This window comes from Glutamicibacter bergerei (assembly GCF_054495185.1).
The window spans coordinates 2121432-2140218 of record NZ_CM137131.1; the positions used below are offsets into that span (position 1 = coordinate 2121432).

22 protein-coding genes and 1 riboswitch are annotated in these 18787 nt (G+C 59.8%); of the genes, 3 read left to right on the forward strand and 19 right to left on the reverse strand.

Translation table 11 applies throughout. The features are described from left to right. Positions 1 to 3 precede the first annotated feature (3 nt). From trpA to hisI, 7 genes are all read right to left on the reverse strand, one after another. Positions 4 to 786, reverse strand: a complete 783-nt coding sequence (gene trpA / locus ACX5K5_RS09780) for a tryptophan synthase subunit alpha (RefSeq protein WP_188685806.1) — start codon at positions 784 to 786, stop codon at positions 4 to 6. Beyond that, positions 787 to 2046 carry a tryptophan synthase subunit beta gene (gene trpB, locus ACX5K5_RS09785; protein ID WP_096253815.1) on the reverse strand — a complete coding sequence of 420 codons (1260 nt, stop codon included), beginning with the start codon at positions 2044 to 2046 and terminating at the stop codon, positions 787 to 789. Positions 2047 to 2131: 85 nt separating this feature from the next. Further along, positions 2132 to 2956 carry an indole-3-glycerol phosphate synthase TrpC gene (gene trpC / locus ACX5K5_RS09790; RefSeq protein WP_096253849.1) on the reverse strand — a complete coding sequence of 275 codons (825 nt, stop codon included), beginning with the start codon at positions 2954 to 2956 and terminating at the stop codon, positions 2132 to 2134. Between the two features lies 1 nt (position 2957). Further along, positions 2958 to 3206 carry an HGxxPAAW family protein gene (locus ACX5K5_RS09795; RefSeq protein ID WP_096253816.1) on the reverse strand — a complete coding sequence of 83 codons (249 nt, stop codon included), beginning with the start codon at positions 3204 to 3206 and terminating at the stop codon, positions 2958 to 2960. A gap of 147 nt (positions 3207 to 3353) precedes the next feature. Continuing rightward, complete coding sequence (locus tag ACX5K5_RS09800; protein WP_459174347.1) at positions 3354 to 3941, reverse strand: Trp biosynthesis-associated membrane protein; 588 nt, start codon at positions 3939 to 3941, stop codon at positions 3354 to 3356. Then, positions 3938 to 5500: an anthranilate synthase component I gene (locus tag ACX5K5_RS09805; protein WP_346059251.1), complete on the reverse strand. Its 1563-nt coding sequence runs from the start codon at positions 5498 to 5500 to the stop codon at positions 3938 to 3940. Before ACX5K5_RS09805 ends, ACX5K5_RS09800 begins: the two co-directional genes overlap by 4 nt. A 77-nt stretch (positions 5501 to 5577) precedes the next feature. Continuing rightward, the gene (gene hisI / locus ACX5K5_RS09810) at positions 5578 to 5979 is read right to left on the reverse strand and encodes a phosphoribosyl-AMP cyclohydrolase (protein ID WP_188685798.1); all 402 of its coding nucleotides are present in this window, start codon (positions 5977 to 5979) and stop codon (positions 5578 to 5580) included. Positions 5980 to 6095: 116 nt separating this feature from the next. Between hisI and ACX5K5_RS09815 the strand changes: the two genes are divergently transcribed. The 3 genes from ACX5K5_RS09815 (at position 6096) to ACX5K5_RS09825 (ending at position 8425) form a co-directional block, all read left to right on the forward strand. Beyond that, positions 6096 to 6755 (forward strand): TIGR03085 family metal-binding protein, encoded by a 660-nt coding sequence (locus tag ACX5K5_RS09815; RefSeq protein ID WP_443459961.1) that lies wholly within the window; start codon positions 6096 to 6098, stop codon positions 6753 to 6755. A 155-nt stretch (positions 6756 to 6910) separates the two neighbouring features. Beyond that, positions 6911 to 7522 carry a DUF6318 family protein gene (locus ACX5K5_RS09820; protein WP_443446589.1) on the forward strand — a complete coding sequence of 204 codons (612 nt, stop codon included), beginning with the start codon at positions 6911 to 6913 and terminating at the stop codon, positions 7520 to 7522. Positions 7523 to 7528: 6 nt separating this feature from the next. After that, the gene (locus ACX5K5_RS09825; RefSeq protein WP_459174348.1) at positions 7529 to 8425 is read left to right on the forward strand and encodes a hypothetical protein; all 897 of its coding nucleotides are present in this window, start codon (positions 7529 to 7531) and stop codon (positions 8423 to 8425) included. A 77-nt stretch (positions 8426 to 8502) separates the two neighbouring features. Here ACX5K5_RS09825 and hisF read toward each other — a convergent pair whose 3' ends face one another. The 12 genes from hisF to def all read right to left on the reverse strand — a co-directional run bounded on the left by hisF (position 8503) and on the right by def (position 18751). Next, positions 8503 to 9273 carry an imidazole glycerol phosphate synthase subunit HisF gene (gene hisF / locus ACX5K5_RS09830; RefSeq protein WP_096253822.1) on the reverse strand — a complete coding sequence of 257 codons (771 nt, stop codon included), beginning with the start codon at positions 9271 to 9273 and terminating at the stop codon, positions 8503 to 8505. A 26-nt stretch (positions 9274 to 9299) separates the two neighbouring features. Then, positions 9300 to 10148, reverse strand: a complete 849-nt coding sequence (gene hisG, locus ACX5K5_RS09835; protein ID WP_188685790.1) for an ATP phosphoribosyltransferase — start codon at positions 10146 to 10148, stop codon at positions 9300 to 9302. Positions 10149 to 10284: 136 nt separating this feature from the next. Continuing rightward, entirely contained in the window at positions 10285 to 10548 is a 264-nt protein-coding gene (locus ACX5K5_RS09840; RefSeq protein ID WP_096253851.1) for a phosphoribosyl-ATP diphosphatase, read from the reverse strand. Positions 10549 to 10619: 71 nt separating this feature from the next. Further along, complete coding sequence (gene ribH, locus ACX5K5_RS09845; RefSeq protein ID WP_096253824.1) at positions 10620 to 11093, reverse strand: 6,7-dimethyl-8-ribityllumazine synthase; 474 nt, start codon at positions 11091 to 11093, stop codon at positions 10620 to 10622. Between the two features lie 35 nt (positions 11094 to 11128). Beyond that, the gene (gene ribB / locus ACX5K5_RS09850) at positions 11129 to 12352 is read right to left on the reverse strand and encodes a 3,4-dihydroxy-2-butanone-4-phosphate synthase (RefSeq protein WP_459174349.1); all 1224 of its coding nucleotides are present in this window, start codon (positions 12350 to 12352) and stop codon (positions 11129 to 11131) included. Beyond that, the gene (locus ACX5K5_RS09855) at positions 12352 to 12975 is read right to left on the reverse strand and encodes a riboflavin synthase (protein ID WP_096253826.1); all 624 of its coding nucleotides are present in this window, start codon (positions 12973 to 12975) and stop codon (positions 12352 to 12354) included. The genes ribB and ACX5K5_RS09855 overlap by 1 nt, the downstream gene beginning before the upstream one ends. 14 nt (positions 12976 to 12989) lie before the next feature. After that, a complete protein-coding gene (gene ribD, locus ACX5K5_RS09860; RefSeq protein ID WP_096253827.1) occupies positions 12990 to 14048 on the reverse strand; it encodes a bifunctional diaminohydroxyphosphoribosylaminopyrimidine deaminase/5-amino-6-(5-phosphoribosylamino)uracil reductase RibD in 1059 nt (352 codons plus the stop codon). Continuing rightward, entirely contained in the window at positions 14045 to 14755 is a 711-nt protein-coding gene (gene pnuC / locus ACX5K5_RS09865) for a nicotinamide riboside transporter PnuC (RefSeq protein ID WP_096253852.1), read from the reverse strand. The genes ribD and pnuC overlap by 4 nt, the downstream gene beginning before the upstream one ends. Positions 14756 to 14867: 112 nt before the next feature. Next, a riboswitch (FMN riboswitch) is annotated at positions 14868 to 15006 on the reverse strand. Positions 15007 to 15038: 32 nt separating this feature from the next. Continuing rightward, positions 15039 to 15701 (reverse strand): ribulose-phosphate 3-epimerase, encoded by a 663-nt coding sequence (rpe, locus tag ACX5K5_RS09870; RefSeq protein ID WP_096253828.1) that lies wholly within the window; start codon positions 15699 to 15701, stop codon positions 15039 to 15041. A gap of 40 nt (positions 15702 to 15741) precedes the next feature. After that, entirely contained in the window at positions 15742 to 17256 is a 1515-nt protein-coding gene (locus ACX5K5_RS09875; protein ID WP_096253829.1) for an RsmB/NOP family class I SAM-dependent RNA methyltransferase, read from the reverse strand. After that, entirely contained in the window at positions 17253 to 18185 is a 933-nt protein-coding gene (locus tag ACX5K5_RS09880) for a methionyl-tRNA formyltransferase (RefSeq protein WP_188685789.1), read from the reverse strand. Before ACX5K5_RS09880 ends, ACX5K5_RS09875 begins: the two co-directional genes overlap by 4 nt. 2 nt (positions 18186 to 18187) lie before the next feature. Next, positions 18188 to 18751: a peptide deformylase gene (def, locus tag ACX5K5_RS09885; RefSeq protein WP_096253831.1), complete on the reverse strand. Its 564-nt coding sequence runs from the start codon at positions 18749 to 18751 to the stop codon at positions 18188 to 18190. Between the last annotated feature and the right edge of the window lie 36 nt (positions 18752 to 18787).

The following is an 18787-nucleotide window of genomic DNA, read 5'->3' on the forward strand; positions in this document are numbered from 1 at the left end:
TTCTTAGGCCCGCCCGCTCAACTGTGCGGCCAACCGGCCCACCGCCGGTACTCCCCCGTCGCGTAGCGCGGCGACCAGTGCGGTGCCGACGATCACGCCGTCGGCGTAGCTGCCGATTTCTTGCACATGTTCGCGGCGCGAGACGCCCAAACCGACGCAGGCGTTTTCTGCCCCGGCGCCATGTGCCGCGTCCACTACCGCTTGAGCGGCGGAGGACACCTCAGCGCGCGCGCCGGTAACACCCATCAGCGAAACGCAGTAGACGAATCCGCTGGATGCCTCGACGGTTCGTTTCACGCGGGCTTCGGTGGAACTTGGGGCGATCAGGAAGACCCGCTCCAGACCGTACTTTTCACTGGCGGCAAACCATTGATCGGCTTCGTCGGGCACCAGGTCCGGGGTGATCAGCCCGGCACCGCCAGCTTCGGCGAAGCGCCTGGCAAATTCGTCCACGCCCAGGCTGAGCACCGGGTTCCAATAGGTCATCACCATCACGGCGGCGTTAGTGCGCGCGGTAATTCCGCGTACGATGTCAAAAATTTGTGCGACGCGGAAACCGTTGGCCAGTGCCTGTACCGTGGCTTCCTGAATCACCGCCCCGTCCATGACCGGATCCGAGTAAGGGATGCCCATTTCGATGACGTCCACACCGTTCTCGGCTAGCGCGACGGCCGCCTCGATGCTGGTTTCCACATCTGGGAAGCCCGCTGGCAGGTAGCCGATCAGTGCCGGACGTCCTTCGGCACGTGCCGCCGCGATCTTTTCTGCACTTGTCACACGCGACATTTAGTTGCCTTCCGGGGTGTTAGCTGCGTCGTCTTCGAGCATTCCGAACCATTGCGCGGCGGTGGAGACATCCTTGTCCCCGCGCCCCGAGAGGTTCGCGATGATGATCGTTTCCTCGGGCTTTGCACCTTCGGCGAGCTTGCGCTGGGCCAAACGGATGGTTCCGGCCAGTGCGTGAGCGGACTCGATCGCCGGCAAAATACCCTCGGTGCGGCACAGGATCTTAAACGCGTCCATCGCCTCGGTATCGGTGACCGGTTCGTAGTGCACCCGGCCGATGTCGGCCAGGTAGGCATGCTCCGGGCCAACGCCGGGGTAGTCCAGCCCGGCGGAAATCGAGTGTGATTCGATGGTCTGGCCGTCGTCGTCCTGCATCAGGTAGCTCCTCGCGCCGTGCAGCACGCCGGGCTTGCCCAGGGTGATGGTCGCGGCGTGGCGGTCGGTATCCACACCGTCGCCACCGGCCTCGTAGCCGTAGAGTTCAACGTCTTTGTCGTCCAGGAAGCCGTGGAAAATGCCAATGGCGTTCGAGCCACCGCCGATGCAGGCGGTGACGGCGTCCGGTAGGCGTCCGGTCTGCGCGAGCACCTGTTCGCGGGCTTCTTCGCCGATGACCTGGTGGAAGTAACGCACCATGGCGGGGAATGGGTGTCCGCCGGCAGCGGTGCCCAATAGGTAGTGGGTGTTATCAACGTTCGCGACCCAGTCGCGCAACGCCTCGTTGATCGCGTCTTTTAGCGTTTGGGAGCCTACGGTCACCGGGATCACGGTGGCGCCGAGCAGCTGCATGCGCGCGACGTTTAACGCCTGCCGGCGGGTGTCTTCGGCGCCCATGTAGACCACACATTCGAGCCCCATCAAGGCCGCTGCGGTAGCCGAGGCGACGCCGTGCTGGCCGGCACCGGTTTCCGCGATGATCCGGGTTTTACCCATGCGCTTGGCCAGCAGTGCTTGGCCGAGCACGTTGTTGATCTTGTGGCTGCCGGTGTGGTTGAGGTCTTCACGCTTCAAGAAAATCCGCACCCCGCCGCAGGCCTGTGCGGAGAAACGCTTTGCCTCGGTGAGCAGTGAGGGGCGTCCGGAGTAGTTCCGGTTCAGCTCTTTGACCTCTTCAATGAACGCTGGATCGGCTTTCGCATCCTCAAAGGTCTGCGTCAGCTCGTCCATAGCGGCCATGAGGGATTCGGGCATCCAACGTCCCCCATACTGGCCAAAGTAAGGTCCACTTGCATGTTTCAATGAGTCATCCGATGCGTTCATCGACTCCCTCTTTCTTGAAAATGTTGGGCGATGCCCCGCCAAGGAGCGTTCCTTGGCGGGGCATCAAAAACTGGATGCGCCGTGGTTAGCGTGCCGGCTTGGCAGCTGTCCCGGCGGCGATGAACTGGGCAACAGTAGCCTGCGGGTCAGCGTGTTTCACCAACGCCTCGCCTACCAGAACACCGTCGGCGCCGGCCGCCGCATAGGTTTGCACCTGTGCCACCGATTCCACACCGGATTCGGCGATGATCACCGCGTCGAGCGGCAACAGTGGAGCCAGCTGTGCGAAGGTGTCTACGTTCACGTCGAGCGTTTTCAAATTGCGCACGTTCACACCGATAATTTTCGCTCCGGCCTTCACGGCCCGGGCGATTTCTTCTTCGGTATGCGTCTCCACCAGGGCATTCATGCCTAGCTGGTGAGTTAATTGTAGGAAACTGGCCAAGGTTTCATCATCTAGGGCCGCAACAATTAGCAATATCAGGTCCGCACCGTGGGCGCGGGCCTCGTAAATCTGGTACTCATCGACCGTGAAGTCCTTGCGCAGCACCGGAATTTGCACCGCTGCGCGCACCGCGTCCAGATCGGCCAACGAACCGCCAAAACGCCGGGCTTCGGTCAATACCGAAATGACCGACGCACCGCCGGCCTGGTAGGCCGCGGCAAGCACCGCTGGTTCCGGGATCTGCGCGAGCGCGCCCTTGGAAGGGGACTTGCGTTTCACCTCGGAGATCACCTTTAAAGTGGTGTCTCGTGCGCCTGGCTCGGCGTGTCCACCGAGCGCAGCGTAGGCATCGAGTGCTGCCGGGGTGTCCTGCGCCGCGGCTTTGACCGAGTCCAGACTCAGGATGGCGCGACGGGCGCCCAGGTCTTCCCGGACGCCCGCGATGATGTCATCAAGTACGCTCAATTTAGTGTGCTGCTCCGCTGCGCGAACCGCCCACACCAAAACCGGCCTTCTTCATGATCCAGCCGACGATCAAGCCGAGCACTACGACGCCGATGCTCGCGTACACCACGGTGGCGTTGTGGAAAGCGAAAGCGATCCCGCCGATGATGAAGCCGATGGTCATAATGCCGACGCAGGCCCAGGCTGCGATCGAGTTGCCGTGGCCGATTTCTTCGGTGTAGACAGGATCAATCTCGGTGTTTTGCGACATAACTAGATGTGTCCCTTTGCTCTTCTGGGGGTGCGCTCCGTCCGCGTGAGACGGTCAGCGCTTTGGTCTTCGAATACTATTCTGCCACTTGCCCGCGCAGTTGGCCTATTCCACGGCGCTTCATTTCAAGCAGGTGTTGGGCATCACTTAGCGTTCGCCAGTGGTGGGGTCCTCCCCCTTGGACAACTGCTCCCAATCGGAAATGCCACGCGATTGTGCATCCGCCGGCGGCTGCCCGGCGGTACTGACCTTCCGGTCGTACTTCGAGCTCTTCTTCCAGCGCCCGCTGATCACCAGTACTAGCAGGCCTTGGAGCACGATGATCACCCCGGCCAGCACGGTGATCGTGGGCCACACGGACACCGCATATTCTCCGGCGCTAGTGGTCAGCCCGGTGGCCTCGGCCACGGCACTGGCCGCCGCCGCCTGCGGGTTAGCCAAGGCGCTGATTCCGGAGGTGATCACCGAGGCACCGGCCAGCACGGTGATGACCCCGATGACATAGCGGGCGATCTTTCCGGCGATCAGCAGCGCCAGCGCTCCGGCCAGCACCGCCACACAGACGGCGGTGACCGAGGCTGCGGCGGTGGACCCATCAACGATAATTTGCGGGACCTGCACGGTACCCGATTCCACGTCGACGGTAATCCAGGTGCGCGTCGCGGTCCAGAGGCCCAGCAACGCACCGAGCATTCCAAGCAGCGCGGTATTGCGGGCAGATAGGTGTTTGTTCACTTGCTTTCACCAATTTCGGTTTGGGCTTGGCGCATCGTCGCGGCGGCATATACCGCACGCAGCGGAGCCGCGGCCTTATTCACGGTTTCTAGCGCCTCATCGGCGAAATTCGAATCGTTCACGATGCCGCCTCCGGCCTGCACATAGGCGCGGCCGTCTTTGAGCAATGCGGAACGGATCGCGATGGCCATATCCATGTCGCCGGCGAAGTCCAGATAACCCACCACGCCACCGTACACCCCCCGGCGGTACGGCTCGTACTGATCGAGCAGCTGCAGGGCGCGTGGTTTGGGAGCCCCGGACAGGGTGCCGGCTGGGAAGGTGGAGGCGAGCACGTCGTAGGCGTCGACGTCCGCACGCGCCTTACCGACCACATTGGAGACCAGGTGCATGATGTGGCTGAAGCGTTCGACCTCCATAAACTGGGTGACCTCCACGGTGCCGGCCTGGCAGACACGGGACAGGTCATTGCGTGAGAGATCCACCAGCATCAGGTGCTCGGCGCGTTCCTTCTCATCGGCCAGCAAAGACTTTTCATACAGCTGGTCTTCCTCGTAGTTTGCCCCGCGTGGCCGGGATCCGGCGATCGGGTGCGTGACCACGTGGGAGTCGTTGACCGTGACCAGCGCTTCCGGGGATGAACCGACGATCTGGAACGCCTCGCCATCCTCGTTTTCAAAGTTAAACAGGTACATGTACGGGCTCGGGTTCGTCGCCCGCAACACCCGGTAGACGTCCAACGCATCGGCCTGCGTCTGAAGTTCAAAGCGCCGCGAAACGACGATCTGGAAGACTTCCCCATCCACGATCGCCTCTTTTGATTTGGCGAGCGCGTCCAGGTACTCGTTTTCCGCCCAGGAATGAGTGACCTCTTCCATCAATTTTTCGCGGGGCACATCGGTACCCTGCAAGGTGGTGGCGGTCGTTTCTAGTGGGCTGCCCAGCTGATCGAGCATCACCTGAAGCCGAGCCACCGCACCGTCATAGGCCTGCTCCACACGTTGCGCGCTGCCGTCAAAGTTGATCGCGTTGGCAATCAGCGTCACGGTCCCCTCGGTCGCATCGTGGGCGGCCATATCGGCGACCAGGTTCATGCTCAGTTCCGGGATGTTCAGGTCATCGATCGGCGGATTGGGCAGATGCTCCCAGTGCCGGACGCATTCCCAGCCGATGAAGCCGACCATGCCGCCGGTCAAGGGCGGCATCCCCGGGATCGGTTCGGTGTGTAGCGCGCGCACGGTGTCGCGCAAAACCTCGACACTCACCCCGCCGGTGGGCAACCCCTCGGGCACGTGCCCCTGCCAATACGCTTCGCCGCCGCGGGTGCTGAGCGTCGCCGGAGAGTTCACCCCCACGAAGGAGTAGCGGCTCCACACCCCGCCGGGGGCGGCAGACTCCATCAAGAAGGTGCCCGGGCGTCCGCCGGCCAAGGAACGGTACAAACCGATCGGAGTCAGCGAATCCGCCAGCACCGAAATGGTGACCGGAATGACGCGGCGGGTAGGTGCCATGGCCAAAAAGGCTTCGCGGGACGGGGAAATCTTGCCTAGGGTTTTCATTCAACTTCTTTTCAACGCTTAAACCTGGTGATGCCGCCCGAAATCGGCCCGGGCGCGACCGTACTACCGGCGCAGAACTAGCTCGGGCGGTGGCCGATGGTGGCCGGCAGCTCACGATCGGTGAAGCAGGATTGTGTGCCCGTATGGCAAGCGGCTCCCACCTGATCAACCGTGAGCAGCAGCGCGTCGCCATCACAATCCAGCGCGGCAGACTTCAGATACTGCGCGTGCCCGGAGGTATCGCCCTTGCGCCAATATTCCTGCCGCGAGCGCGAGTAGAAGGTGACGCGACCACTAGATAGAGTTCGGCGCAATGCCTCGTCGTCCATCCAGCCAAGCATGAGCACCATCCCGGTATCATGCTGCTGCACGATCGCGGCGAAGAGCCCATTGGCATCGCGCTTTAATTTTTGCGCGATCTGCGGGTCAAGTTTTTCTGTTTCGGAGCTCGAATTCGAGCCACTATGCGAAGTAGACATCCCCTTTAGCATACTGGGTTTCACCGACCATGTGCCCGAGCATGACGCACCGCTAGAAGCCAAAGTTAACCGTTGGGCGACACCCGCCGTATAGAACGCGCAAGAACCTGCTGCACGTGCTAGTTTCAGAGGTGATGCACCTAGTTCAAGCTTCCCGTTTAGCGTTGGCCGAGACCCTGCTCGCTGCAGGCCCCACCGCCGATACCCTGTGCGCCGGTTGGCAGACTCGGCACCTCGCCGCGCACCTCGTTCTCCGCGAAAATTCATTGCTCAGCGCTGGCGTTGTGCTCAAGCCCGTTGCTTCGAAACTTGAAGCGCGCCTGCAAGAGCTCGCCGATGAATCGCAAACCCCCGAACGCTACGCTGCTCTGGTGCGACGTTTCCGTTCTGGGCCCAAAAGTTATTCTCCGTTCGCATTCGAGAAACTTGATAAGGCGCTGAACCTGAACGAGTTTTTCATTCACACCGAAGATGTTCGACGCGCACGCAGTCAGTGGGCCCCGCGCGTACTGGACAAGGAATACACCGAGCTGTTGTGGCAGTCACTGCTCAAAACCTCGCGTTACTTTTTCCGCAAGGCTCCGGTCGGAATCATTCTTTGCCGCCCTGATGGGCAGCGTCATGTGGCGAAGAAAGCACCTAACGCGGTTTCGGTCAATGGTCCGGTGACCGAGTTGACCATGTATGCCTCGGGTCGCACCTCGGAAGCCCTAGTCACCTTCGAAGCTGGCGAGAGCGCGTTGCAAATTATCCGCGGATATCACCCTTCGCTTTAACTCCGATGGGCACTTTCCCTAGCCGAAGGTCTAACTTTCGCTATCCACAGGTTTCGGTTTAACTCTCCCAATAGCCGCGCAATGGGTCTAGGCTAACGCTCACACGCTATCCTCGACATGCTCGGAGAGTTCTGATGAACACTCGGAAAAATGCAATGGCACAATCGATCCTTTTGGCCTGTGCGTTGACGGTTACTGCCTGCACCGGTGGCGCTTCTCCACCGCAGCCTCCAGAATCGGCTTCACCCTCGGTTGAACAATCCCCCTCGCCGACACCATCGCCATCTCCGACGAAGCCCAAGTATCAGCCTGCGACGGCTAAAGGTCCCGCAAAGAATGTTCCAAAGCCTGAAATGCCAAAGCTTGCTAAGGAACACAATGAGGAAGGCGCAATCGCTTTCGTCAAGTACTACTTTGACGTGATGAACTACTCGTTGGAAACCTACTCAGTCGACGATTTGATCGCGATTACGAACCGGACTTGTCGTATATGCGGCGATAACTTTATCGATCCAATCCAGAGCCACGCAAAAAAGAAATACTGGCAAGTTGATGGAGAGTACCGAACCAATGTTTACGGGGTAAAGCTAACCTCTGATGATGAGGCCCTAGTCGAGTTCGGTACGAGAACAGACGAAGTAGCAGTTTATTCAGCGCCTGCGCTAGAAGTTGCTAACAGCCCTGCAAGGAAAAAGGAAGCTTTGGGGATCGCGACTCTCCAGTGGGATAAAGCTTGGATGATGTCTCAAGTAGATTTTTCGAAGTGATCTCCAATGCTAAAAGTCCTGCTCTTAATGGCAATGGTTACCACACCGTACTTCACTGGATTCCAGCAAGACCTCGCTCTCAGTGATTGTAAGGAAGTAATTGAATTCATAGAGGACCATGGAGAAACAAAAAAGAGAGAATGTCGCGAGACTCTCCCTGAGAAGGATCGTTTTTACAACGACAATAATGATGAACGTAAGCGAGATAAAAATCCACCAAAACCGCTGTACGAAATCCAATATCTCAACCCCTGCTCTGTTGGCATTGAGCATATGCGTGGGTGTCACCAAAACCCTGACGCTATTTTGTGCGAAGACGGCTCTTCTCCATACACGCGTATCATTCGTTTCATAGAAGGGCCGCGAAAAGGTGAACAGATAATCACCCACGGGCTCTGTCCGGGAGAGGAAACCCCGCCAAATATTCCCGACGCTGAGTTGCGCCAAGAACAAGTCATAATCAGTCCTTCGAAATTTCGAAGTTTACCGATTCTAGCTTCCAAGGTTAAAAGTGATCCCGAAAAGTTCTCTCTTCGCAATGGAAACTCACATTTCTGGGCCGATGCTGTGCGCCAAAATTTCAATATAAGTATGAATGGTGAACCAGTAAGAGTGAAAGCAATTCCTGACGGGTGGAATTGGCAGTACGGCGATGGGACTACGAGGAATCTAGATTTCCCCGGTGAGCCGGCTCCAAACCATACGCTCCGCGACGAGACACCAACAAGCCATTCCTACAAGGAAACCGGCACTTACAGTGTCGGTCTCACGACATTGTTCCGAGGCGAATTTAGTGTTGATGGCGGCCCCTGGCAGTCAATCCCAGGCCAAGCTGCGGTGCCTAGCGACCCAATTGAAATCGATGTCTGGAGAACCAAGAAAGAACTCATCGCACGAGACTAGTTGGTCAACAGCAACAATGATCAGCGTATAAAAAATGGGCCAGTTCACGGAAAACTGACCCATCTTAGAAGCACCTATTAGCGGACCGGATAACCGGCTTCGCGAATCTTATCCTTGACCTTGGCGATCATGTCGGTTGGGCCGAAGTGGAAGATCGAGGCAGCCAATACCGCGTCCGCTCCAGCTTCGATCGCAGGCGGGAAGTCTTCGGGCTTACCCGCGCCGCCGGAAGCGATCAGTGGAACCTTCACCGCGGCACGCACGGCACGAATCATTTCCAGATCGAACCCGTCCTTGGTCCCATCGGCATCGATCGAGTTCAACAAAATCTCACCGACGCCGCGCTCTGCCGCATCTTTGGCCCAAGCCACCGCGCACATACCGGTGCCTTTGCGGCCACCATGAGTGGTGACCTCGTAGCCGGAAGCGATGTTTGGATCATCGGTACGACGTGCATCGAGCGACAGAACCAATACCTGCGAGCCGAAACGTTCGGTAATTTCGTTGATGACCTCAGGGCGAGCCACCGCTGCGGTGTTGATCGAGGCCTTATCGGCACCGTTGCGCAGCAGACGATCTACATCTTCTGCGGCGCGTACTCCCCCGCCAACGGTCAACGGAATGAAAACTTCTTCCGCAGTATGTCGTACAACTTCAAAAGTTGTTTCGCGATCGGAGCTGGATGCGGTGACGTCGAGGAATGTTAGTTCGTCGGCTCCGGCCAGGTTGTACCGACGGGCGAGTTCCACCGGGTCACCGGCGTCACGCAGACCCTCAAAATTGATGCCTTTAACTACCCGGCCGGCGTCAACGTCTAGGCAGGGAATGACACGGATTGCTACGGTCATGAGCTGTTTCTCCTGAGTTGGCGTGGCTAGATGCGGCAAGCGTGGATCTGGCTGACCAGAATCGCGCGGGCGCCGACGTCGTACAGCTCGTCCATGATGTTATTGGTCTGCGATTTTTTGACCATCGCGCGCACCGCGCACCAGTCGGAGTTCGCTAGGTCAGAGACCGTAGGTGACTCTAAGCCAGGGGTCAGCGCGCAAGCCTCTTCGACCTGTGTGCGACGAATGTCGTAGTCCAGCATCACGTACTGGCGTGCAACAAGCACACCAGAGAGGCGGCGAATCAGCACGTCAAGGCCGGCTGGCTTGTGTCCGACTCGGCCGATGAGCACGGCTTCGGACTGGAGAAGCACGTCGCCAAAGATCTCCATCCCGGCAGCCTTGATGGTGTTGCCGGTTTCGACAACATCGGCGATGGCGTCGGCTACGCCAAGGCGCACCGAGGATTCCACGGCACCATCCAGGCGGACCACGCTGGCGTTAATACCGTTCTTCTTCAGGAAGTGATCGAGCAGAATGTCGTAGCTGGTGGCGATACGCTTGCCGTTAAGTTCCTCAATGGAATTGAAGGCGCCCACCGGGGCGGCAAAGCGGAAGGCCGATTTGCCGATTCCGAGCGAGAGCTGCTCCTCCACATCGTCGTCTACATCGGCGTCTAGATATAGATCGCGACCGGTGATTCCAATGTCTAGGATGCCGCGGCCGACATAAACGGCGATGTCGCGGGGGCGCAGGTAGAAAAACTCAACCTGATTATCCTCATCAACGAGCACCAGTTCGCGGGTGTCGCGTCGCTGGAGGTAACCGGCTTCCTTGAACATGGTGGAAGCGATTTCGGACAGTGCGCCTTTGTTGGGCAGGGCTACGCGTAGCATTTATTTACTCGTTTCATGAGTGTGGCGCTGCGGCGAGATGCCAAAAACAAGCGCCAAGGGATTAATTGGCCGTTGTTACTGCCGCCGGGCGATGCCTACGACCGAGTTCAAAAACCCGGTCGCAGCAGCGCGACGGCTAGAGATGCTTGTAAACGTCGGCCAAGGTTAGACCCTTGGCAATCATCAAAACCTGCAAGTGGTAGAGCAGCTGGGAGATTTCTTCCGCTGTTTCTTCGTCACTTTCGTACTCTGCGGCCATCCATACTTCGGCGGCTTCCTCGACAACTTTCTTGCCGATGCCGTGGACACCCGAATCGAGTTCGGCGATGGTACGAGAGCCTTCCGGGCGGGTTTGGGCCTTGAGCGACAATTCGCTGAAGAGCTCGTCAAAAGTTTTCACGTGCACCAGCTTATCGGTTTTCCAGCCGACGCCCGAACTTCTAGCTCGCTTTGTGACGCCAAAACCGTATTTCAGCGTAGTGCTGCGACGGTCATCACAGCAGCGGAGAAGGCCTCGTAGCCTTTATCTTCGCTGGAGCCTTCCAAACCTGCACGGTCTAGCGCCTGCTTTTCGTCATCGCAGGTGAGCACGCCGAAGCCCACCGGGGTGCGGGTATTTACCGAAACGTCGGTGAGCCCGTTGGTTGCAGCCAGGCAGACGTAATCGAAGTGTGGGGTTCCGCCGCGGATGACCACGCCGAGCGCGACCACCGCATCGTAGCTCTGTGCCAGATGGCTGGCTGCCACCGGTAGTTCGAAGGTGCCCGGTACACGGACCAGCGTGGGCACAATGCCAGCGTCGCGAGCGGCACGCTGTGCGCCGTCGATCAGACCGTTCATGATGACCTCATGCCAGCTGGCGGCAACGATCGCGACTTTAACTCCGGAGAGGTCAAGTGCCGTAAGTTCATCGGCGACGTTGCTCGGGGCTCCGTGTTTGCTCATGGGGTTCTCCTTGAAAATCTTGGTTTGCAGCTGGGTTAGAAGCTGGTTTTAGTGTGCGGCAATTGCAGGTCGTGGCCGAAGCGCTGCTGTTTGGTGCGCAGGTAGCTTTCGTTTTCGCTGCGCGGGGCGATGCGGCTGGGGACCAGCTCGGTGACGTGCACGCCGGCTTGGATGAGCTGTGCCTGCTTATCGGGATTGTTAGTCAGCAAGCGGATCTCGTCGATACCCAGGTGCTTGAGGATGGCGGCGACCGCGAAGTATTCGCGGGCATCTGCCGGGAAGCCTAGGTGCAGGTTTGCGTCGAGCGTATCAACACCCGTTTCTTGCAGCGCGTAGGTGCGCAGCTTGTTAAATAGCCCGATGCCGCGGCCTTCGTGCCCACGTACGTACACCAGGTGTCCGCCCTCAGCGGCAATCTGCTGAAGTGCCTCGTGAAGCTGCTCGCCACAATCACAACGGTAGGACCCAAATACGTCGCCGGTGAGGCATTCGGAGTGAATCCGCACCAGGTTAGTCGGTCCGTCCAAGGTGGGGGCCGGGTGGCTGAGCACAATGTGTTCATGCCCTTCCACAGAGGCGGCCCGTGCGCTGAAGATACCAAAGGGGGTGGGCAACTTTACCGCTTCGGTCAACGCGATTTCATCGTTGACCCGACGCCAGCGAGCCAAATCCTCGATGCTGATCAGCGGTAATTGGTGCTCGGCGGCGAAGACGCGCAGCTCATCGAGGCGCATCATCGAACCGTCATCGTTGACGATTTCTCCGATCACACCCACTGGTGCTAAGCCCGCACCGCGGCACAGGTCCACGGCTGCTTCGGTGTGTCCGCGGCGTTCGAGCACGCCGTTGGCTGCGGCGCGCAACGGGAAAATATGCCCTGGCCTCGATAGCTGAGCCGCCACAGTGTCAGGATCGGCCAAAAGGCGTGAGGTCAGCGCCCGGTCAGCGGCCGAAATTCCGGTGCTGATCCCGCTGGCGGCATCGCAGGACACGGTGAAGGCGGTGCCCTTGGAATCCTGATTGATACCGACCATGGGGGCCAGACCGAGCTGATCGGCGCGGGCAGCGTCCAGTGGCACACAAATGACCCCGGAGGTGTAACGAATGGTGAAACCCATCAGCTCTGGAGTGGCAAATTGTGCGGCGAAGATGATGTCACCTTCGTTTTCGCGGTCTTCGTCGTCCACTACTACTACCGCGCCACCGGCGGCTAGCGCGGCTAATGCGGTAGGGATCGAATCAAGTTCTTTGCCGGCCATTAGATTCGGCCTCCAAACTCGTTCAGCCGTGCCACGTACTTGGCCAGCACGTCTACCTCGATGTTGATGGCGTCGCCGGCTTGGCGGGTGCCCATGGTCGTTTCCTGCAGGGTGATCGGAATGATGCCGACCTCCACCCAGTGTGCGCCGGTGGCGCTGGCTGGGGACACCGCGGTGATCGTCAGCGAGATGCCATCCAGTGCGATGGAGCCCTTTTCTGCGGTGAGCGGTGCGTAGTCATCGGGTACCGAGATGCGGAAGGTGGTCCACTGTCCGTGATCCTCGCGGGCCAGTACGGTGCCGACAGCGTCGACGTGGCCCTGTACGACGTGCCCGTCGAGTCTGGCGCCCGCAGGGGTGCAGCGCTCTAGGTTAACGACCGACTGAGGATGCAGTGCTCCGGTGCTGGTGCGACGCAGGGTTTCACCCATCACGTCCACACTGACGGTGTCGCCGTCTAATTCGGTGGCGGTCAGGCAGACGCCGTTGACCGCCAGGGAGCCACCGAGTCCGAGGTCTTCGGCGTGCCCGGGAGCTTTGAGGGTCAGTACGGCGAGGTCTTGCTCGGGGTGGTTTGTGATTGCCAGTACCGTTCCGGTGCCGGTGATAATTCCGGTAAACATGGTGTGGTTTCCTTCTAAAAAGTTTGGGCGACGCGCTGCGGCAACGGTTCAAGATGCATCATCACGTCGGCATCCAGCCTGGTCAGTGCGTCAGACTGGTGGGCGTCGAGCCTAAAATGCCGGGCTTGGGACAGGGTGGTCACCGAGGCGATATTCACCGAGGTACTGCCCGCACCGATGATCACCGGGGCCTGGTAGCAGTAAATTTCATCTGCCAGGTCGGCTTCGATGAAGGCCGAGGCGATGATCGAACCGCCCTCGATGAGCAGGTGATTAAAGCCCAACTCGGTGGCGCGCTCGATGAGCACGGAGACCTCGTGAGTGCGCAGCTGTTCCCAGTTGTTGTCATAGGCTAAGGCGAGGTTTTCTGGCAGTTCGCGGTGCCCCATCACAAAGCGGTAAGGCTGATGCTCGTGCAGTCCCCCGGCGGCGGTGCGTGCGGTCAACCGCGGATCGTCGGCTATCACCGTATTGGTACCGACAACGATCGCGTCTACTCGGGCGCGTAGCCCGTGCGAGTGGTTGCGCGAGGCATCGGAGGTAATCCATTGGCTGCTGCCGTCGGGCGCGTTGATCCGCCCGTCCAGGGATTGTGCGGTCTTCACGGTGATGAAGGGGCGATTTTCTGCCTTGGCGCGGAACCAGCGGTGATTTAGTTCCCAGGCCGGCTGATTATTTTCGCTCTGTGTCACCTGCACACCGCGCGAACGCAGGAACTGCGCGCCGCCACTGGCAGCGCTGGTGTCATCACTCATCGCGTAGTGCACATGTCCGATGCCGGCGTTGGCGATAGCCTGAGCGCACGGACCGGTGCGTCCGGTGTGGTTGCACGGTTCCAAGGTGACCACCATGGTCAGCTCCGCCGCTTGGTCACGATCCATCCGGCCTAAACGGCGCAGCGCGTCAATCTCCGCATGCGGGTTGCCGGCGCCCAGGTGGAAACCGGTGGCGATCACACGTCCCGCCCCGTCTAGCACGCACGCGCCAACTAGTGGGTTGGCCCCGCGGGCGCCACGCGTCGCAGCTTCCAGTGCGGTGCGCAGTGCCTGGTCCAGGTCTGTGGTTTCGATCATGACTGTTTCCCCCTGATCGTCGGATCGAGCATTTCGGTTTCGATCGCCGGTTTTTCGTTCCTTTTAGCCTTCATCCAGACGAAGAAGCCAACGATGGTGAAACCACCGTAGAACAGGTACATGAAGGCGCTGGCGTAGTAGCCGGCGGAGAAGAGCAAGGGGACGCCGACCGCGTCCACCGCGACCCAGATCAGCCAGAATTCTACCCAGCCCTTGGCCATGCCATAGGTGGCCAGCAGCGAACCGACGAAGGTCCAGGCGTCGGCCCAGACCGGGTCGTAGGAGCCTAGTGCCCTAAAGAGTGGAGTCAGCGCCACGGTGCCGACAATGAGGATCGCAACCAGAGAGACTCGGGCCCTATTTGATGCCCATTGTGGGGTGACCGCGTGGCCCGCACCGTTTTCATCGCGGGCTTGCTTCCAGCGCACCCATCCGTAGAAGGACACGGCGATGAACATGATTTGCCGGCCTGCCTGACCCCAGAGGTTGGCGGTGTAGCCGGTGTCAAAAATGCTGCCCAAAAAGACCGTGAGCAGTAAGAGGTTGCCGATAATGCCTACGGGCCAGGCCCAGATTTTACGGCGCATGCCGCCTAGCGCGCTGGCTAGACCAAAAATATTGCCGACGACCTCACGCACCAAAAGTGCCGAGGTACCGATCGCAATTTGTGAGTTAAAAGCTTCAATGAGCCACCGCAGAATATCCATCATTCACCCTTCTCGAAGCGGCGGCTCCGGGGGTGTGCATTTGATGGCCTAGACGTGGTGCTCGAACGGCTCAAAAGAGCGGTCCGGTCAGCAACGCCAACGGCAAATCAAATCCGTGCTTCTCCCATCCAGACTTTAACTGTCGGTACCGGAATTTCACCGGCTCAACCGCTTACCTTAGCTTGTGGCCTTGGAAGCGGGTCGCGGACTATCACCGCCGGTTCGGACTTACACCGACCCCGGAGCACGTATTCGTGTTTATTAACACCTAGTCTGACACATCCTAGTGGGTGATGCGCGCAAGGTTTCGTAATGCGTCAATTTCTGCGGCCGGTTCGGGTGCCGAATACACCGCTGAACCCGCCACAAATACGTCGGCGCCGGCCTCGGCGGCGCGCAGGATCGTGTCCCGGGAGATGCCCCCGTCCACCTGCAGGGCGATCGGCTTTCCGGTGCCGGCGATAGCCTTCGCGGTGCGCCTAATTTTCGGCAGCACCAGGTCCAGGAACTTCTGTCCGCCAAAACCCGGTTCAACGGTCATCAACAAGATCATGTCCAACTCACCGAGCATGTCCAAGTACGGTTCGATCGGGGTGGCCGGACGCAAGGCCATCGCCGCCTTGGACCCGGCGGCAGACAATTCGCGGGCCAAACGGATCGGCGCGGCGGAGGCCTCGGCATGAAAAGTCACCGAATCCACGCCGAGTTGCGCATATTCCGGGGCCCAGCGATCGGCGTTTTCGATCATCAAGTGCACATCGATCGGCAGCTTGCTAACCTTTTGCAGCGAATCCACCACGGGAAGCCCGAGGGTCAGATTTGGCACAAAATGGTTGTCCATCACATCCACGTGGACGGCGTCTGCGGTGTGGATACGGTCCAGCTCGCTGGCGAGGTTGGCGAAGTCTGCGGATAGGATCGACGGGTTAATGCGCGGGTGACTCATCGGTGCTCCTTGGGTGGGGCGCTGGGAAATAGGTCGCGAACTATGCGGTTTTGGTGATGATCGCCATGAACATGGCATCGGTACCGTGCACATGTGGCCACAGCTGCGCGGTGCTGCCACCGGCAAGTTCGTGACCGCTGGCGGGGAAACCTTCGAGGGCAACGGCGTTGACCGCGGCACCGGTATCTAGCAGTGTGGCGTTCGGCTGGGATTTGAGGAAATCCTCGACCACCAGACGAGTTTCTGCCATATGCGGTGAACAGGTGACAAACCCGATGACCCCGCCCACGCGCACCGCGCTGAACGCGGCGCTGAGCAGTTCTCCTTGCAAGCTGGTCAGCTCCGGAATGTCACGAGGCTGTTTGCGCCAGCGAGATTCTGGCCGGCGGCGAAGCGAACCAAGCCCGGAGCAGGGTGCGTCGACCATGATGCGGTCATAGTCTCCGGCGAATTCTTCGGTACCGTAGTCGCGGCCGTCCTTGGTGGTGACCATCCAGAAGTCTCCGGGCACCGCGGACATGGACTGTTCAACCAGTCGGGCACGGTGTTCGGTAGGCTCATTTGCGGTTAGTCTGGCGTCGCGCTGTACGGCTAGTGCACCAAGTAACGCCGCCTTGCCGCCGGGACCTGCGCAGAGATCGAGCCAGTAGGTATCTTCGCCTGGCACCGGCAACTCAACGTTGGCCAGCGCGCGGGCTACCAGCTGGCTGCCGGCGTCCTGCACGCGGATGGTTCCCTCACGCACGCCTGGCACGCGGGCCACATCGCCATGCTTATAGGTCGCCGAATCCACCACCAGGGTGCCCGGCTCGGCGCCAGCTTCCAGCGCCGCATCCACGGTGCCCAGACCGGGCAGAGCGACCAAGTTGACTACCGGGGCGAGGTTGTCTGCTTCGAGCAACGCGGAAAGTTCGGTGGCCTCGCGGCCGTGCGCGATCAATGCGCCGCGTAGTGCACGCACGATCCAGTCCGGGTGCGAGTGCTCGATGGACAGTTTTTCTGACTCGCTGGTAGTAGCCGCGGTCAGCTGTGCGACCCACTGTTCGGGCTCCTGCAGGCTGACCTTGCGCAGGACCGCGTTGATGAGTCCCGAGGGGCCAGCACCAATCTGCGCGCGAGCCAACGACACGGTTTCATCTAACGCCGCGTGTTTTGGCACGCGCATCGCCAGCAACTGGTGGGCGCCCAGACGCAGTGCGTCGAGGATCGCCGGGTCAAGCTCGGACAGTGGCCGGTCCACCAAGGTGGATAGGATCGCGTCGTAAAAACCTTGTGAGCGCAGCGCACCATAAGCAAGCTCGGTGGCAAAACCGGCGTCGCGCTTTTCGAGCTGATGCTCACGAATCATCTTGGGCAATACCAGGTTGGCGTAGGCGTCCTTGGCGGAGACCTCGCGCAACACTTTAAAAGCGACTAGTCGAGCCGGATCGGCGGCGCGTTTACGCTGCCCAGGGGCCGACTGGCTGTACTGGCGAGGGCGGTCCCCCTGCCCGCGGTTGCGGGTACGACCGGCTTCGTTGCGTCGAGGTTCGTTGTGTCGATCGTGTTCGCTCATGCGAAGCTCACTTTCGTTCCCTGGGTCAAGATTCCGCGAGCCCAGTCGGAGGCGTTCATCATTTTTTTACCTGGAGGCTGGATAGTTGACAGTTCCAACGCCCAGGTGGCGGTGCCGATAAACACTTGGGGGTGCTTGCCCGGCTCAATATGCACAACGCCCGGTGCCAGATCGGTGCGCTCGCGGCGTTCACTAAGCGGTCCAAACTTGTATCTGGACCCGTCGGCGGTAGCCCAAGGACCCGGGAAGGGGCTCGTGCCGTGGGCGCGGCGGCGAATCTCGGTGGCGGTGCGAGTGAAATCTAGTTGCGCGTCACCGTCGAGAATTTTTGGTGCATAGGTGTGAGACCCGCTTTGTGCAACCGCTAGCGCTTGGCCCGAATCGATTGCCTGCAGAGTTTGCACCAATAACATTGAGCCGGAAATGCTCAGCCGCTCCAGCATGATTCCGGCGGTATCTAGCTCACCAATACGCTCGGTGACCTGACCAAAGACTGGCCCGGTATCCAACCCAGCTTCCAACTGGAAGGTGACCGCTCCGGTGATGTCGTCGCCGTGAATGATCGAGTGCTGCACCGGTGCAGCACCACGCCACTGGGGCAATAAGGAAAAGTGCAGGTTGATCCAGCCGTGGGTAGGAACGTTCAGCGCGGCTTGGGGAACCAACCCGCCGAAGGCGACAATGGCTGCCGCGTCGAGGTTCAGCTCCGCCAATTGGGCCGTCACCTGCGCATCGATTTTATTCGACTTGATGGTTTCCAACCCTAGTTCCGCGGCGCGCGCGGCCACCGGGGAGGCAGTCATGACGCGCTTGCGTCCTAGCGGGGCATCCGGGCGGGTGAGCACCGCGGCAATCTCAAAACCCGCGTCATTTAGGTAGTTCAGTGAGGTGACCGCAACCTGCGGAGTTCCAGCAAAGAGGATGCGCATGGTTAGTTCCCCAGTCCGGCGCCGAAGCTGGATCCGAGGAATCCTGCGCGTTGCGCCACGGTAGCGGTGGTCATCTGCTCATAGTTGCTGGCACGCAGTGTGCGCCAGGCAGCTTTCTTCTCATCCGGGGCCAGTCGATCCAAGAACAGCACCCCGTCGAGGTGATCGGTTTCATGCTGCACGCACCGGGAAAGCATGCCTTCGCCCTCAATACGAACCGGTTTTCCGAACTTATCGAAGCCGGTAGCTACCACGTGGCGCCGGCGGGCAACCGGTGCGGATATCCCTGGAATGGACAGGCAACCTTCGTTTTCGTCTGCCTGAAAGTCTTCGCTCAGTTCAAGTACCGGGTTGATGATATGGCCACGTTCGGCACCGATTTGGTACGTGAAAACGCGCAGCGAAACACCTACCTGAGGGGCCGCCAAGCCCGCACCGTCAACGTTTTCCATGGTTTGATCCATGTCGTCGACCAGCTTCTGGATTTCCGGCCCAAACTCGGTCACCTCCTGCGCTGGTGTGCGTAGAACGGGATCACCGATGATCCGAATTCCCAAAATCGCCATAGTACGTGTGGCTCCCTTAGTAGTGCTGTGCGAAGT

What these genes read in the sequence shown, in the direction of transcription:
- trpA (WP_188685806.1), bottom strand. Translation starts at nt 786, where the DNA reads ATGTCGCGTGTGACAAGTGCAGAAAAGATCGCGGCGGCACGTGCCGAA.
- trpB (WP_096253815.1), bottom strand. Translation starts at nt 2,046, where the DNA reads ATGAACGCATCGGATGACTCATTGAAACATGCAAGTGGACCTTACTTT.
- ACX5K5_RS09795 (WP_096253816.1), bottom strand. Translation starts at nt 3,206, where the DNA reads ATGTCGCAAAACACCGAGATTGATCCTGTCTACACCGAAGAAATCGGC.
- ACX5K5_RS09805 (WP_346059251.1), bottom strand. Translation starts at nt 5,500, where the DNA reads ATGAAAACCCTAGGCAAGATTTCCCCGTCCCGCGAAGCCTTTTTGGCC.
- hisI (WP_188685798.1), bottom strand. Translation starts at nt 5,979, where the DNA reads ATGTCTACTTCGCATAGTGGCTCGAATTCGAGCTCCGAAACAGAAAAA.
- ACX5K5_RS09820 (WP_443446589.1), top strand. Translation starts at nt 6,911, where the DNA reads ATGGCACAATCGATCCTTTTGGCCTGTGCGTTGACGGTTACTGCCTGC.
- ACX5K5_RS09825 (WP_459174348.1), top strand. Translation starts at nt 7,529, where the DNA reads ATGCTAAAAGTCCTGCTCTTAATGGCAATGGTTACCACACCGTACTTC.
- hisF (WP_096253822.1), bottom strand. Translation starts at nt 9,273, where the DNA reads ATGACCGTAGCAATCCGTGTCATTCCCTGCCTAGACGTTGACGCCGGC.
- hisG (WP_188685790.1), bottom strand. Translation starts at nt 10,148, where the DNA reads ATGCTACGCGTAGCCCTGCCCAACAAAGGCGCACTGTCCGAAATCGCT.
- ribH (WP_096253824.1), bottom strand. Translation starts at nt 11,093, where the DNA reads ATGAGCAAACACGGAGCCCCGAGCAACGTCGCCGATGAACTTACGGCA.
- ribB (WP_459174349.1), bottom strand. Translation starts at nt 12,352, where the DNA reads ATGGCCGGCAAAGAACTTGATTCGATCCCTACCGCATTAGCCGCGCTA.
- ACX5K5_RS09855 (WP_096253826.1), bottom strand. Translation starts at nt 12,975, where the DNA reads ATGTTTACCGGAATTATCACCGGCACCGGAACGGTACTGGCAATCACA.
- ribD (WP_096253827.1), bottom strand. Translation starts at nt 14,048, where the DNA reads ATGATCGAAACCACAGACCTGGACCAGGCACTGCGCACCGCACTGGAA.
- pnuC (WP_096253852.1), bottom strand. Translation starts at nt 14,755, where the DNA reads ATGGATATTCTGCGGTGGCTCATTGAAGCTTTTAACTCACAAATTGCG.
- rpe (WP_096253828.1), bottom strand. Translation starts at nt 15,701, where the DNA reads ATGAGTCACCCGCGCATTAACCCGTCGATCCTATCCGCAGACTTCGCC.
- ACX5K5_RS09875 (WP_096253829.1), bottom strand. Translation starts at nt 17,256, where the DNA reads ATGAGCGAACACGATCGACACAACGAACCTCGACGCAACGAAGCCGGT.
- ACX5K5_RS09880 (WP_188685789.1), bottom strand. Translation starts at nt 18,185, where the DNA reads ATGCGCATCCTCTTTGCTGGAACTCCGCAGGTTGCGGTCACCTCACTG.
- def (WP_096253831.1), bottom strand. Translation starts at nt 18,751, where the DNA reads ATGGCGATTTTGGGAATTCGGATCATCGGTGATCCCGTTCTACGCACA.